At 71.3% G+C, this 13,080-nt stretch carries 16 protein-coding genes and 1 riboswitch; of the genes, 11 read left to right on the forward strand and 5 right to left on the reverse strand.

The annotated features are described in order from the left end of the window. Positions 1-13: 13 nt before the first annotated feature. Positions 14-113: riboswitch (glycine riboswitch) on the forward strand. Positions 114-343: 230 nt separating this feature from the next. Continuing rightward, positions 344-718 (reverse strand): nuclear transport factor 2 family protein, encoded by a 375-nt coding sequence (locus tag FKO37_RS24690; RefSeq protein WP_238605902.1) that lies wholly within the window; start codon positions 716-718, stop codon positions 344-346. Positions 719-843: 125 nt separating this feature from the next. Between FKO37_RS24690 and FKO37_RS24695 the strand changes: the two genes are divergently transcribed. The 3 genes from FKO37_RS24695 (at position 844) to FKO37_RS24705 (ending at position 2,880) form a co-directional block, all read left to right on the forward strand. Continuing rightward, the gene (locus tag FKO37_RS24695) at positions 844-1,428 is read left to right on the forward strand and encodes a nucleotidyltransferase family protein (RefSeq protein WP_238605903.1); all 585 of its coding nucleotides are present in this window, start codon (positions 844-846) and stop codon (positions 1,426-1,428) included. Positions 1,429-1,489: 61 nt separating this feature from the next. Continuing rightward, positions 1,490-2,065: a TetR/AcrR family transcriptional regulator gene (locus FKO37_RS24700; protein ID WP_238605904.1), complete on the forward strand. Its 576-nt coding sequence runs from the start codon at positions 1,490-1,492 to the stop codon at positions 2,063-2,065. After that, positions 2,062-2,880: an NmrA family NAD(P)-binding protein gene (locus FKO37_RS24705; protein WP_238605905.1), complete on the forward strand. Its 819-nt coding sequence runs from the start codon at positions 2,062-2,064 to the stop codon at positions 2,878-2,880. The genes FKO37_RS24700 and FKO37_RS24705 overlap by 4 nt, the downstream gene beginning before the upstream one ends. Here FKO37_RS24705 and FKO37_RS24710 read toward each other — a convergent pair. Continuing rightward, on the reverse strand, positions 2,870-3,772 hold the full coding sequence (locus tag FKO37_RS24710) for a LysR family transcriptional regulator (protein WP_238605906.1): 903 nt from the start codon (positions 3,770-3,772) through the stop codon (positions 2,870-2,872). The genes FKO37_RS24705 and FKO37_RS24710 overlap by 11 nt on opposite strands. Positions 3,773-3,842: 70 nt before the next feature. On the opposite strand from FKO37_RS24710, the gene FKO37_RS24715 reads away from it, so the two are divergent. Genes FKO37_RS24715 through FKO37_RS24735 form a run of 5 tightly spaced genes read left to right on the forward strand, consistent with a single transcriptional unit; the run spans position 3,843 to position 7,454 of the window. Beyond that, positions 3,843-4,532 (forward strand): nitroreductase family protein, encoded by a 690-nt coding sequence (locus tag FKO37_RS24715; protein ID WP_238605907.1) that lies wholly within the window; start codon positions 3,843-3,845, stop codon positions 4,530-4,532. A 36-nt stretch (positions 4,533-4,568) separates the two neighbouring features. Then, positions 4,569-5,366 (forward strand): helix-turn-helix domain-containing protein, encoded by a 798-nt coding sequence (locus FKO37_RS24720; RefSeq protein WP_043834352.1) that lies wholly within the window; start codon positions 4,569-4,571, stop codon positions 5,364-5,366. A gap of 20 nt (positions 5,367-5,386) precedes the next feature. Continuing rightward, positions 5,387-6,373 (forward strand): zinc-binding dehydrogenase, encoded by a 987-nt coding sequence (locus tag FKO37_RS24725; RefSeq protein ID WP_238605908.1) that lies wholly within the window; start codon positions 5,387-5,389, stop codon positions 6,371-6,373. Between the two features lie 40 nt (positions 6,374-6,413). Continuing rightward, a complete protein-coding gene (locus tag FKO37_RS24730; protein ID WP_238605909.1) occupies positions 6,414-6,899 on the forward strand; it encodes a GNAT family N-acetyltransferase in 486 nt (161 codons plus the stop codon). A gap of 57 nt (positions 6,900-6,956) precedes the next feature. Further along, positions 6,957-7,454, forward strand: coding sequence for a hypothetical protein (locus tag FKO37_RS24735; RefSeq protein ID WP_238605910.1), 498 nt, complete (start codon positions 6,957-6,959; stop codon positions 7,452-7,454). Positions 7,455-7,566: 112 nt separating this feature from the next. On the opposite strand, the gene FKO37_RS24740 is transcribed toward FKO37_RS24735, so the two are convergent. From FKO37_RS24740 to FKO37_RS24750, 3 genes are all read right to left on the reverse strand, one after another. After that, the gene (locus FKO37_RS24740) at positions 7,567-8,007 is read right to left on the reverse strand and encodes an SRPBCC family protein (protein WP_037805741.1); all 441 of its coding nucleotides are present in this window, start codon (positions 8,005-8,007) and stop codon (positions 7,567-7,569) included. Between the two features lie 82 nt (positions 8,008-8,089). Next, entirely contained in the window at positions 8,090-8,473 is a 384-nt protein-coding gene (locus tag FKO37_RS24745; protein WP_238605911.1) for an STAS domain-containing protein, read from the reverse strand. A gap of 163 nt (positions 8,474-8,636) precedes the next feature. Next, on the reverse strand, positions 8,637-9,122 hold the full coding sequence (locus FKO37_RS24750) for a hypothetical protein (protein WP_238605912.1): 486 nt from the start codon (positions 9,120-9,122) through the stop codon (positions 8,637-8,639). 123 nt (positions 9,123-9,245) lie between these two features. On the opposite strand from FKO37_RS24750, the gene FKO37_RS24755 reads away from it, so the two are divergent. From FKO37_RS24755 to FKO37_RS24765, 3 genes are all read left to right on the forward strand, one after another. Beyond that, entirely contained in the window at positions 9,246-10,196 is a 951-nt protein-coding gene (locus tag FKO37_RS24755; protein ID WP_238605913.1) for a zinc-binding dehydrogenase, read from the forward strand. Positions 10,197-10,378: 182 nt separating this feature from the next. After that, on the forward strand, positions 10,379-11,308 hold the full coding sequence (locus FKO37_RS24760; RefSeq protein ID WP_238605914.1) for a sensor histidine kinase: 930 nt from the start codon (positions 10,379-10,381) through the stop codon (positions 11,306-11,308). Between the two features lie 565 nt (positions 11,309-11,873). Then, the gene (locus FKO37_RS24765; RefSeq protein ID WP_238605915.1) at positions 11,874-12,845 is read left to right on the forward strand and encodes an L-threonylcarbamoyladenylate synthase; all 972 of its coding nucleotides are present in this window, start codon (positions 11,874-11,876) and stop codon (positions 12,843-12,845) included. Positions 12,846-13,080 lie beyond the last annotated feature (235 nt).

Consider the following 13,080-nt stretch of genomic DNA (forward strand, 5'->3'; position numbering starts at 1 on the left):
GGCGCGCGGTCGACGAACCCGCGCGGGAGAGACCGAACCGGCATCCCCGGTCCGGCGCCGAAGGAGCAAGTCCTCCCCGGAACCTCTCAGGCACCCTGGACCGCGCGGACGAGACGCCTCTGGAAAGCGCATCGGCAGGAGACCACCAGCCGGTGCCGCCGACGGTGCAAACCCGGCTATCCACGCGGGTGAAACTCTCAGGCGCCCCGCGGGGTACGGACAGAGTGGGGAGGGCCACGCCTGTTTCGCGGCGTGGCGGCTTGGCCGGGTGAGGTTCAGACCTCCCGGGTGGTCTGAACCTCGTGCCTGTGGTCAAGACCACATCCCCGGCGTTTCCGGCGGCTCAGCCCGGAATCTTGTCCAGGAAGCCGTGCACCTTGGCGATCCGGCCGTCGGCGATCTCCACGACGTCGAACCCGATCGCGATCGGCTCAGCGGCGCCGGGAGCGCACAGGTGCCACTGGAACCGCGCGAGATCGTGGTGCGCGTCCGGCTCCGCGGGCAGGCTGAAGACGAGTCCGGCGAACTGCGCCTGCGCGCCGCCGATGAATCCGTCGATCTCGTCCTGGCCGGCGACCGCGCCGAGCGGATCGGTGTAGGTCGCGCCCGGCGCGAAGACCTCTGAGACGAGCTGGCGGCGCCGCTGCGGGTCGGTCTCGTTCCAGACGTCGACGTAACGGCGGGCGAGGTCGGCTGCGGTCGGTGCGGTGGTGGTCATGTCGGGGTTCTCCTTGTGTTGTCCCGTTTTCGGTAGGGCCAAGCCTGGCCGACGATCGGCGGCTGGTCGATTACGCGGGAGGTAATCGGCTGGCCGTGCTAAACCGGGGCATGGACTACGGCCGGATGGCGATCGACAGGCAGCTCGGGACCTTCCGCGAGCTCGTGACGCGCAACGAGCTGGTGCCGGAAGTGCTGGCGCGGGCGGCGAAACTGGCTCTTCCCGGCTGGTACCTGACCGCGGGCTGCCTGTGCCAGACCGTGTGGAACGTGGTGACCGGACGCCCGCCCGCCGAGGGCATCAAGGATTACGACCTGTTCTACTTCGACGACTCGGATCTCAGCTGGGACGCGGAGAACGCGGTCATCGAGGAGGGCGCCCGGAGGTTCGGGGATCTCCCGATCACGGTGGAAATCCGCAACGAGGCACGGGTGCATCTCTGGTACGAGGACCGCTTCGGCGTCCCGTGCGCGCCGTACCCGTCCACCGAGGCGGCCATCGACTCGTTCCCGTCCACGACGCCCTGCCTGGGGATCCGGTTGGCCGAAGGAGGGGAGTGGCAGGTCTACGCGCCGCACGGGTTCGCGGACATGTTCAATCTCGTCGTCCGGCCCAATCCCGGACACGCGCCGCGGAGCAGTTACGAGGCGAAAGCCCGGCGCTGGCAGGAACAATGGCCGGAGCTGACCGTCCTGCCTTGGCCCGGTTGACGGGGGTGCCGGCGCGGGCGTACTTTCGATACGCAACGGGAGCGTATCGAAAAGAGGCATCGTGTCGGAGGAGTTCTCGGTGGGCAGGCCGCGTGATGCCCGAAGGGATGCCGCGATCCACGAGGCGGCCTTGGCGCTGCTGCCCGAAGTCGGCTACGACCAGTTGTCCATCGAGGCGATCGCGGCCCGCGCCGGTGTTGCCAAGACGACGGTTTACCGGCGGTACCGCGACAAGGCGGCCGTCGTCGCGGCGGCAGCGGAGCAGCGGCAAACCTCGGCTCCGCCCGAGGCCGTGTCCGGCGGACTGCGGGAAAACTTGCTGGCCGTCGTGCGGTGGCTGGCGCGCGAGATCGCCGAGCAGGAGATCGGGGTGCTGGGCGCGCTGTTCGCGGGGATGCGCAGCGACCCGCGGCTCGCGGACGAGATGCGCCGGATCCTGCACCGAGACCAGGCGGCGATGGCGGATCGGGTGCGGCGCACCGCATCGGCGCCTGGTGCGGCCGAGTTGTTCGCTGAGGTCGCGCCGGGAGTGATCGTGCACCGGATCGTCTTCGCCGGCGAACCGTGTGACGACCGGTTCCTGCGGCATCTCGTGGACGACATCCTGCTGCCATTGCTGAAGGGAGTCCGGAGATGATCGTGATCACGGGGGCGACCGGCGCGCTCAACGGGGCGACTGTGGAGCATCTGCTCAAGCGCGTCCCGGCGGAGGAGATCGGCGTCAGCGTCCGGGATGCCGCCAAGGCGCGGCACCTCGGGGACCGGGGTGTACGGGTGCGGCAGGGGTCCTACGAGGATCCCGAGGCACTGCGGAAATCGTTTGAAGGGGCGGAAAAAGTCCTGCTGGTCTCCTCGAACGATCCGCACGCGGACGGGGTCAGTCTGCATCGTGCCGGCGTCGAGGCGGCGGTAGCGGCCGGGGCGCAACGGATTCTGTACACCAGCCATCAGAATTCCCGGATGGACACGCCTTTTCCGCCGGGTCCGGAGCACGCGGCGACCGAGCGGATCCTCGCCGGGTCCGGGGTCGCGTGGACCGCGCTGCGCAACGGTTTTTACGCGCACAGCATCGGCTGGCTGCTCGGGAACTGGCGGGAGGACGGGGTGATCGCGGCCCCGGAGGACGGCCCGGTTTCGTGGACCGATCGGGCTGATGTCGCGGAGGCGGCGGCGGTGATTCTGGCCGGGGACAGGGAGTTCGACGGGCCGGTTGCGCTGACCGCGCGGCAGGCGGTGACGTTCGACGACGTGGCCGAGCTCGCGTCGCGGGTCAGCGGGCGTGCGGTGCGGCGCGTGGTAGTAGCGGACGAGGAGTGGGTCGCGGGCGAGCCGGAGGAGGTGGCGCGGATGAAGCTGTCGATGTTCGAGGCCTCCCGGCAAGGTCACTTTGCCGAGACGAGCCCAGTACTGGCCGAGCTTCTCGGCCGCGAACCACGCGGAATCACGCTCTAGCACCGAAAAACTCCCGGCAGAAAGTGCGAAACGTCTCCGCCCGCCGAGTCAGCCGCGCACCCTCCGCGCGGGCCAGCACGACCGGAGTCGTCGGGACTCGCTCGCGCAGCGGACGTACCGCGAATGGCGTGCCCTCGACGGAAAGTTCCAGCGGCGGTCGCTGCACCGAGAGGGTGTAGCCGAGTCCTCGAGCCACTAACGCGCGAGCGAGTTCGAAGCTCGTCGTGCGGTGTGCGACCGGCATCGGCAGGCCGACCGCGGCGAAGACGTCCCGGAAATAGCGTTCCGACGGCGGTACGTCCAGCAGGATGAACGGCTCGTCGGCCAAGGCGCGCAACGAAACCGTCTTCCGGCGCGCCAAGGGATGCGCCGACGGGAGGAGCACGCTCGGCGGCTGGTCGTAAAGCTGGTCCACTGCGATGCCCGGCACGAGATCCTGCCGGTACAGCACGGCGAGGTCGCAGCGGCCTTCCCGCAGGAGATGCTGCAGGTCCGGCAGGGTTCCTTCGACGAAGGAGACGTCGACTTCCGGGTGCTGGGTGCGGAAAGTCGCCAGCGCGGCGGGGACGTGGAGTGGCGCGAGAGGGGTGTAGCAGCCGAAATTCAGGCGTCCGGCGAGGTCTTGGCCGTAGTCGCGGGCGGTGGTGCCGAGTTCCGCCACCGAGGTGAGCACCGCGCGGGCCTCGCCGACGACCTGGCGGCCGGCGTCGGTCAGCGCGGTCGTGCGGCCGGGGCCGCGGAGGATGAGCTGGACGCCCAAAGTCCGTTCCAGCGAAGCGATCGCCAGCGACACCGCCGACTGCGACACGTGGCAGCTGTCCGCGGCCGCGGTGAGGCCGCCGGTGTCCGCGACCGCGACCAGGTACTCGAGCTGGCGCAACGAGGGAGACATCAGTTCAGCTTATGTCCTTCACCAGAAATGTGAACTGGACCGATGACCGCCGACGCGGCAGGGTCGGGGCATGACCCGGCACCAGCACCCGTTCGTCCCGTACGCGCCGCCGCGGCTGTCCCCGGAGGAGAGCCTCGCGCGCGGGCAGGAGCTGTACCGGCTGCTCGACCGCCGCCGGTCGGTCCGCTGGTTCTCCCCGGACCCGGTGCCGCTCGAAGCGATCGAGACCGCGGTGCGGATCGCGAACACCGCGCCGAGCGGGGCGCACCACCAGCCGTGGACGTTCGTCGCGACGGCCGACCCGGACGTCAAGCGCGCGGTGCGCGAGGCGGCGGAGGTCGAGGAGCGGAAGTTCTACCGCGAACGCAACGCGCCGGACTGGCACGCGGCGCTCGCCCGGCTCGAAACGGACGAGCACAAGGAATTCCTCGAGGTCGCGCCGTGGCTGGTGGTCGCGTTCGCGCAGAAGAGCACCCCGCTGCCGGACGGTTCGCTGCGGAAGAACTACTACGTCAACGAGAGCGTCGGGATCGCGTGCGGCATGTTCATCACGGCGCTGCACACGATGGGGCTGGCGACGTTGACGCACACGCCGAATCCGATGGGTTTCCTCAACGAGGTTTTCGAGCGGCCGGTGACTGAGCGGCCGTACATCTTGTTCCCGGTGGGTTATCCGGCACCGGATTGCGAGGTGCCGGATCTGGACCGCAAGCCGCTGGCGGAGGCGTTGGTGGTGCACGCGCCGTTACCTCAGGGGTAATGGTCTCCCAGCGCGCGACCCCGTAGCTTCGGACGCGTGACGACCACGGTGAAGGCCCCGATCGGCGAACTGCTCCGGGAATGGCGCGACCGCCGCCGCATCAGCCAGCTCGATCTCGCGATCTCGGCGGACATCTCGACGCGCCACCTGAGCTTCGTGGAGACCGGCCGGTCCAAGCCGAGCCGCGACATGGTGTTGCGGCTGGGCGAGCATCTCGACATCCCGCTGCGCGAACGCAACCGCCTGCTGCTCGCCGCGGGCTACGCGCCCGCCTACGGCGAGTCCGACATCGGAGCGCCGGAAATGACCGTGATCCGCGAGGCCGTCCGGCGGCTGCTCGCCGGGCACGACCCGTATCCGGCGGCGGTGGTCGACCGCGGCTGGAATCTCGTCGACGCCAACCTCAGTCTCGGCGTGCTCACCGAGGGCATCGCGCCGTCGCTGCTGACCGGTCCGGTGAACGTGCTGCGCGCGACGCTGCACCCGGACGGGATGGCGCCGCGGGTGCTGAACCTGGGGGAATGGCGCGCGCATCTGCTGGGCAGGCTGCGCCGTCAGGTCGAGCAGACCGCCGACGCCGGGCTCGCCGAGCTGTTGGAGGAGCTGCGCGGGTATCCGTGCGACGACGAGGTCCCCGAGGTGGAGATCCCCGGCCCGGGCGACATTTTCGTGCCCTTGCGCTACCGGCACGGGGATCTGGAGCTGACGTTCTTCAGCACGGTCGCGACCTTCGGGACGCCGCTGGACGTGACGGTCGCCGAGCTGGTGATCGAGTCGTTCTATCCGGCCGACCCGGCGACGGCGGCGTTCCTGCGCGAGCGCGTGACCGGCTGAGCGCCGCTACGATCGGGGCCATGCGGGCGTTCGTGGTGACCGGACCGGGGGAGGCCGGGCCTGCCGAGGTGCCGGAGCCGGAGGCCGGGGTCGGCGAGGTCGTGGTCGACGTGGAGCGGGCCGGGGTGTGCGGCACCGACGTCGAGTTCTTCACCGGCGAAATGCAGTACCTCGCCGACGGGCACGCCCGGTACCCGATGCGGCTCGGCCACGAATGGTGCGGCACGGTGTCGGCGGTCGGCCGGGGCGTGCATCCGGCGTGGGTGGGCCGCCGCGTCACCGGCGACACGATGCTCGGGTGCGGGGACTGCCGGCGGTGCCGGGGCGGGCATCAGCACGTCTGCGCGGACCGGCAGGAGGTCGGCATCCGCGGCGGCCGGGCGGGAGCGCTGGCCGAACGCCTCGCCGTGCCGGTGCGCTCGCTGCACGAACTGCCGGACGCGGTGGATCCCGTCGCGGGCGCGCTGGCCGAACCGGGCGGCAACGCCTTCCGGGCGGCGCGGGCGGCCGCGGGCGAACGGGTGCTGGTCCTCGGCCCGGGGACGATCGGGTTGCTCACCGCGCTGTTCCTCCGGGCCGCGGGAAGCGAGGTCCATCTCGTCGGCGCGACGCCGTGGTCGGTGGAATTCGCGCGCGGTTTGGGTTTTTCCGCCGGGACGAGCGTACCCGAGCCGCCGTTCGACGCGGTGGTCGACGCGACCGGCGACCCCTCCGCGCCCGCGCTCGCCGCCGAGGTGGTCGAATCGGCGGGCCGGATCGTCTGCATCGGGCTGTCCGGGCGGCCGAGCCTGCTGGACACGAGGATGCTGGCGTTGAAGGACGTCACCGCGATCGGCGTGCTGAGCGGTTCGCCGGGCTTGGCGCAGGCGATCGACGCGTACGCGTCCGGCGAGGTGGATCCGCGGCCGCTGGTGGCGGCGACGGTCGGCCTGGGCGAGGTCGCGGCGGTACTCGGCGGGGAGCGGCCGGCGGGGGCGCCGAAGATCCACGTCGACCCGCGCCGGTAACCAGGTTGCCCGGCGGGCGCGGAAACGAGAGGGTCGGGGCATGAGTGCCGACCTGACTTTCCGCCAGCCGACCGAAAACGACCACGCGCGCGTGCTCGCCGCGCTGGGACCGTGGTGGGGCGGCCTGAAGGGCGAAGCCGGTGCGCAGGAGCGGGCGCTGCTGGTGCCGCGGCTGTACTTCCAGCACTTCACCACGACGAGCCGCCTGGTGGAGCGTCCGGACGGGACGCTGGCGGCCTTCCTGATCGGCTTCGTCTCGCAGACCGACCCCGACACCGCCTACATCCACTACGTCGGCGTCGACCCGGCGCTGCACGGGCAGGGGATCGGCCGTTCGCTGTACGAGTGGTTCTTCGGGCAGGTGCGGGAATCGGGGGTGCGCAAGGTGAAGTGCATCACCAGCCCGCAGAACACCGCCTCGCGCGCGTACCACGCCCGGCTCGGGTTCGAGGTGTCCGACGTACTCCCAGATTACGACGGGCCGGGTCTGGACCGGGTCGCGTTCACTCGCAGCATCGCGGCCTGACTCCCGGCAGAAGGCGGATCCGGCTTCGGGAGCGGGCTGGCCGGGTATGCGTGCGGCATGGGAGGACGAAGACCGGAGGAGCTGGAACCCGGCGAGACGGTGCTGTGGACCGGCCAGTCGCCGCCGGAACGGAAAAACCGGTGGCTGCGGCTGGGATTCCTCGGGTGTGTGCTCGGACTGTTCGTGCTCGGTGCCGCCGGGGGCTGGGACATCGTGTTCCGCGTCGCGGGGATCGCGCTGACCTGCACGCTGCTTGAGCGGTACAGCATGAAGAGGACGCTCACTCGCGGCCGCTACACCGTCACGACCCGGCGGATCCTGGTCGAAGGCTCGTGGTGGGGGCGGCCGATCTGGCGCACTGAGCGCCTGGCGGATCTCGTGAAGCCTTCGATCACCGACTACCGGGGCGGCCGGGCAGTCGAGTTCGGCGACCGGGAGAAGCGCGAACTCACCGGGCATCGCGCCAGCGGGGCGCTGATCGCCCCGCTGGCGCTGTTCGTGGGCGATGAGGCGAACCAGGTGCTCGAAGTGGTTCGCGCGGCGCAGAAGCGCTGAGCAGGTCGTCGGTTCACCGGTCCAGCCGGTTGAGCGCGTCCGCGAGCTGCCGTCAGGTAGGCGAGAACCGCGTCCGGTCCCGGGCGCACGGAGAGGGTGCGCGAGACCGCGGTCACCGGGCTTCGATGACCGTCCGGAACTGTTCGGCAGCCCGCTCCACCTTCTTCTGCGGATCGGCCAGCAGCGAAGCGACCGCCTCGCCGAGTTTGCCTGCCGGGGGCTCGTATTCGAGGGAGATCTCCACGCCGGTGCGGCCGTGGCCCTTGTCGTCGAACCGGACGACGCCGGAGTTGCGCACATCCGGATCGGCGTCGTCGACCGTGGTCCAGGCGATCTTGCGCGGCGGCGCGTCCTCGACGATCCGGGCCTGCCATTCCACTGTGGACCCCGCGGGTCCGTCGACCTTCCACCGGGTGCGCGTCCCGTCGCCGTCCAGGGCTTCGACCGACTGGACGTCGGAGAAGAGCTCCGGCAGCCGGGTCAGCGGACGCCACCAGTCGTAGCACGCCTGCGCGGGAGCGTTGACCTCGACGTAATGCGCTGCAGCAGCCATGGGCACCTTTCCTCGGAGTTCAGCGAAGTCTTGCCGAACTCCCCGGCTACCCGGCTGATCGGAGGCGCAAACCGTCCGGTGGTTACGAGAGTTCCTTGCGGGGCAACGGAACGAGACGGACGTCGAGGGTCCGGTCGAGTCCGAGCAGCCGGAGGGGACGCAGCACGGCGCGGTGGAGCGCCAGCACCGTGAAGGACACCTCCGCGAGACGAGCCGTGTGGTCGGCCGCCAGCAGGACGGACAGCCCGCGGCAACTGCAGAACGTGACGGCGCCCAGATCGGCGATCACTCCGCCGGGCGACTGGGCGATCGCCGTGACGGTGTGCTCGAAAAACGTGTCAGCGCTTGAAGAATCGAGGTCTCCGGAGACCGCGACGACCGTGCTGTCGTCGGCGGTGCTGACGGTGATGTCCGCGAGGGGCGCTGCGCCGGTGGGCAGCCTCGCCGGGCGAACGGGGTGAGTCATCGGGGGCCTCCTGCGGACCGGCGGAGGCGGACCGGCGCTGGACTGCCTCGCTTGTGCTGGGCGGCCGGCTCCTTGCTGAACCGATGCTGCCACGGTAGCTGCGCCGCGGAATTCCGACAACCAGGCACCGCGCGCCCGGGGGATCCTCGGTTTCGCTGCCTGGTCAGGAGCGCTGTGCGAACGCGTCCTCGGCTGCCCGGACGCGCGCCGGTTCCAGCAGCGAGCGCTGCCGGTCCGCGCGCAGCAGGAGGGCGTCGAAATCCACGTCGGCCAGCCGCTTTCCCAGGTTCGCCGAGTCGCGCAGCGTGGTCCACAGGATCTTCTTGCCCTCGATCCCCATGGCCAGCGCCTCGAGTTCCCAGAACCGGCTCAGCGGCGAGTGCGACGTGATCCTGCCGTTCAGCTTGAACCGTCCCAGCCGCTCGGCCACGATCGCGAGCCCGGCTTTGACCGGGTTCGCCCGCACCGGAACTGCCTGCATGATGCCGCGGAAAGTGTCGACGTCCTCCGCGATCGCCGACGCCACCTCGCGCAGCGGCGTCTCGAATTCGGTGCCCTGGTTGGTGCGGGCTGCCCGGCGCGCCAGCTCGCGCCAGGCCAGTCCCATGGCCAGCTGGTCGTTGAGGTAGATCCCGAGCAACGTGTCCATGCGGGCGGGGATACCCGGCCGGGCGGCGGGTAACCGGCGGTCGCGCAGCGGTCCACAGTGGACCGATCGGCTTCGGCGCGGAACAGGACGTTTCGCCGCGCCGGTGCCGGGTATCAGGGCGGAATGTCTGTGCGAGCTGTGGTGATGGACGAGTTCGGCGGCCCGGACGTCTTGACGCTGCGCGAGGTCGAGCGTCCCGGGCCGGGGCCGGGCGAAATCCTGGTGCGCGTGTTCGCGTCCGGCACGAACCCGGTGGAGGCGAAGATCCGGCAGGGGGTGGCGATACCGGATCTGGAACTGCCCGCGGTGCTGGGCGGCGACGTCTCGGGCGTCGTGGCGGCAGTCGGCCCCGGGGTGACTGACTTCGCCGAGGGCGACGAGGTGTTCTACACCCCGGAAATGGCGTCCCGCCTGGGCAGCTACACCGAACTGAACGTCGTCTCGGCGGCCATCGCGGCGCCCAAACCCCGCGGGCTCAGTCACGTCGAGGCGGCGGCGATCCCGCTCGCCGGCGGGACGGCGTGGGAGGCGATCGTCCGCCGGCTGGCGGTCCGGCCGGGGGAGACGGTGCTGGTGCACGCCGGTGCGGGCGGGGTCGGCTCGTTCGCCGTGCAGTTCGCGGTCGCGGCGGGTGCCCGGGTGCTGGCGACGGCGGGCCCGGACAACCAGGATTTGCTGCGTGACCTGGGTGCCGTTCCGATCGACTACCACGAGGCCGACCCGATCGAAGCGGCGTTCGAGCACACCGGCGGCCAGGGCGCCGACGCGGTGCTGGACCTCGTCGGCGGGGAGAACGTCGCGAAGAGCTCCGCCGCGGCCCGGGCGTTCGGCCGGATCGCGACGGTGCTGCCGCCGAAGGGCGAGCTGCGCTCCCTCTACCAGCGGAATCAGCAGCTGCACGGGATCCTGCTCACCCGGGAACGCCGCCGGCTGGAGGAGCTGACGCCGCTGTTCGAGCGCGGCCAGGCCCGTCCCGTCGTCGACCAGGTCCTGCCGCTCGACCAGGTGCGCCAGGCCCACGAACGGCTCGATTCCGGGCACGGGCGGGGGAAGACAGTGCTCGACCTGGCGTGACCGGCGACAGAAGGGCAGGTCTCCGGGCCTGTCGCACCGCGGCGTCCGGTCGGGCGTGCGGAACTGTCGGACGGCTGGGTTAGCCTTGAGGGGCAAGGTGAACCGAGCTGTCCGGCGGACGGCAGAGGTGAGGTAGTGATCGTGGTGGCCGCGAAGATGTCGGTGTTTCCTTCGGGGCGTCCATGAAGTACTCGGAGCAGGCGTTCCTGCATCCGGCGCTTTTCTACCGAAGCACCGAGGAGTTCACGGCCGGGGTGGTCGCGTTCGTCCGCGAGGGGCTGGCGGCGGGCGAGCCGGTCGCGGTCGCCGCGCCGCCGGAGCACGTGAGCCTGGTCCGGGCCGAGCTGGGCGCGGACGCCGAGCGGGTGCTGCTGGTCGACATGACCGAGGCGGGCCGCAATCCGGGCCGGATCATCCCGGGCGTGCTGCGCGCGTTCGCCGACGGGCATCCGGACCGGCACGTGCGGATCGTCGGAGAGCCGATCTGGGCGGGCCGGTCGCCGGCGGAGTACCCGGCGTGCGCGCAGCACGAGGCGTTGATCAACCTGGCGTTCGAGGGCCGCTGGGCGACCATCCTGTGCCCGTACGACGCCGAAGCGCTGGGCGCCACCGAGCTGGCCGACGCGCTCCGCACGCATCCCTGGCTGATCGACGGCACGGGGGAGTGGCGATCGAGCGGCGACTACGCGCCCGACGCGGTGGTCGCCGACTACAACCGCGAGCTGCCGCCCCCGCCCGGTGCCCGGTCCTTCGTCGTCGCCGAACCCGACCTCGTCGACCTCCGGGCGGTGACCGCCGAGACCGCGCGGCGGCACGGCCTGCCCGAGGACCGGGTCGAGGACGCGGTGATGGCGGTGTCGGAGCTGGCGGTCAACAGCGTCGAGCACGGCAGCGGGGCCGCGGTGGTGCGGCTGGGGTTCGCCGACGGCGAGCTGGTCTGCCAGGTCCGGGACGAGGGCTGGCTGGCGGATCCGATGGCCGGTCGCGTCCCGGCTGCCCCGGACCAGGTCCGCGGCCGGGGTCTGCTGCTGGTGAACCATCTGGCGGATCTGGTGCGGATGCATTCGGATCCGGCGGGGTCGACGGTGGAGGCGCGGTTCGCCGCCGGGTGAAGCTGCTTGGTGCGGGTGGCTTGGGCTAACGGGTGAGGGAAGCTATTCGCGGCAGCTGGCGATATCGAGAAGGCGGCCGGGGACCGCTGGTGGTGAACCACCTCGCGGACCTGGTGCGGATACATTCGGACCCGGTGGAGGCGCGGTTCGCTGCCGGGTGAGGCCGCTTGGCGGGGGCGGCTTGGGCTGACGGGCGAGGGAAGCTATCTGCGGCAGCTGGCGATGTCGAGAGGGCGGCCGGGGTCTGCTGCTGGTGAACCATCTGGCGGATCTGGTGCGGATGCATTCGGATCCGGCGGGGTCGACGGTGGAGGCGCGGTTCGCCGCCGGGTGAAGCTGCCTGGCGGGGGCGGTTTGGGCTGACGGGCGAGGGAAGCTATCTGCGGTAGCTGGCGATGTCGAGAGGGCGGCCGGGGTCTGCTGCTGGTGAACCATCTCGCGGATCTGGTGCGGATACATTCGGACCTGGTGGAGGCGCGGTTCGCCGCCGGGTGAAAACGCCTGGCGCGCGCGGCTTAGGCTGACGGGGCGAGGAAAGCTATCCGTCTGGCAGGAGAGTGCGAGCGTGACCGCGGCAGCTGGCGACATCGAGAAGGCGGCCGGGGTGCTGCGCGCCGGGGGCTTGGTGGCCTTCCCGACCGAGACGGTCTACGGCCTGGGCTCCGACGCCTCGGACCCGGCCGCGGTGTCCCGCATCTACCAGGCGAAGGGCCGACCGCCCACGCATCCGCTGATCGTCCACCTCGCCGCCGCCGGGCACCTGGACGGCTGGGTCGAGAAGGTGCCCGAGCCCGCGCGGCTGCTGGCCGAGCAGTTCTGGCCGGGACCGCTCACCTTGGTGCTGCGGCGCGGCCCGCGCGTGTCGTCGGCGGCGACCGGCGGGCTGGAAACGGTCGGGGTGCGCGTCCCGGACCATCCGGTGGCGCTCGCGCTGCTGTCGGCGTTCGGCGGCGGCGCGGCGGCCCCGTCGGCCAACCGGTTCGGCTCAGTCAGCCCGACCACCGCCGAGCACGTCCGCGCGGAGCTGGGCGAGGCCGTCGATTTCATTCTGGACGGCGGTCCCTGTCAGGTCGGTGTCGAGTCCACCATCGTCGACGCCACCAGCGACACCCTCAGGGTGCTGCGGCCCGGCGGCGTGCCGCGGGAAGACCTCGAAGCGGTGCTCGGGAGTTCCCTCGAGGTGCCGTCCGTGAGCCCGATCCGGGTTCCGGGCCAGCACCCGTCGCACTACGCGCCGCGGGCCCGGGTGATTCTCGTCGAGCCCGACGAGGTGGCCGCCGAAGCGGAGCGCGCGCGGAAACTCGGGCACCAGGTGGGTGTCTTCCTGCCGCCTTCCCAGGACGTCGCAGCGCCGGGGGCGCACGCGGTGGTGGCGGTTCCGGCTTCGCTGGCCGAGTACGCGCGCGGTCTTTACGGCTTTCTGCGCGAGCTGGACCGGAAGGGCTGCGACCTGATTGTCGCGTCGCTGCCGGAGGAGAAGGGGCTGGGGCTCGCGATCGCGAACCGGCTTCGCCGCGCCGCGGGGCCGCGCGGCTGAACGGGCCGCTCCGTCGGTAGTCCACAGTAGACAGTCCGGCCGGGAACGCCCGCCGCCGGTTCCGGCGTGCCCCGCTCCGGCGGAAGATCGTGCCGGGTAGGCTTTTTCCTCGGTGCGTTAAGCAGGCAGCGTCCACAACTCCCTGGCTGAGGCGCGCCCTGCGCCCGGTCCGGCCCGCTCCTAGGAGTGCGTGTGGCGACCGCCGAGAGCCGAGCATCCCGTCCGGCGCAGAGAT

The sequence above is a fragment of the Amycolatopsis sp. Poz14 genome (assembly GCF_006704225.1).
In the GTDB taxonomy this organism is placed as follows: domain Bacteria; phylum Actinomycetota; class Actinomycetes; order Mycobacteriales; family Pseudonocardiaceae; genus Amycolatopsis; species Amycolatopsis nivea.